Source organism: Algibacter sp. L4_22 (assembly GCF_023473045.1).
Classification (GTDB): Bacteria; Bacteroidota; Bacteroidia; order Flavobacteriales; family Flavobacteriaceae; genus Algibacter.
This window is the reverse complement of record NZ_JAMCOK010000110.1, coordinates 1-524: the sequence shown is the minus strand read 5'-3', so window position 1 is coordinate 524 and position 524 is coordinate 1. Positions and strand designations below refer to the sequence as shown.

1 protein-coding gene is annotated in these 524 nt (G+C 34.9%); it reads right to left on the bottom strand.

What is annotated here, in order from left to right:
• Positions 1-343 precede the first annotated feature (343 nt).
• A partial coding sequence (locus tag M4I23_RS19750; protein ID WP_249755567.1) for a hypothetical protein occupies positions 344-524 on the bottom strand: 181 nt, incomplete at its 5' end.

Here is a 524-nt window from a genome sequence, read left to right as displayed (position 1 = left end):
TCAAAGAGGGGACTATATGACTCAACATATGAAAGCATCAAAGAAAGAATTTTTTCTACTACCAATTATCCGATCGTAAGTGCCTTAACTTTGTTCTATTAATTAACTTTTTAATTATAAAACTTAACAATTATGATATCAATTCTCATATAGGGCACATTGGATGTTGGTTGTAATTTACCCACGGTTGAATAAAGTTTATTGGCTTTGTTCTTTGGGGAAATTACCCCCAACTCTTATCAAGGTTGAGATTAACAAGTGAGTAATATCTCTATACTTTTGAATTTATGGGTTAACTTTTTTTATAACTTATATTGACTTATATTTTTTTCTTATATGAAAATTAGTGCAATAAATGCATGTTGCATCTCACCTCTAGAGACAGATTCACCACGACTCTGCGGTGATGAGCCAAAGAATTGTTTAATCCCAACCCCTCCTCCGACACCTCTAACACGCCTGGGGTGCTCTTCTTCGCCCATTGCAACAACAAGAATGTCTTGCTACCACTCTCAACAAACATG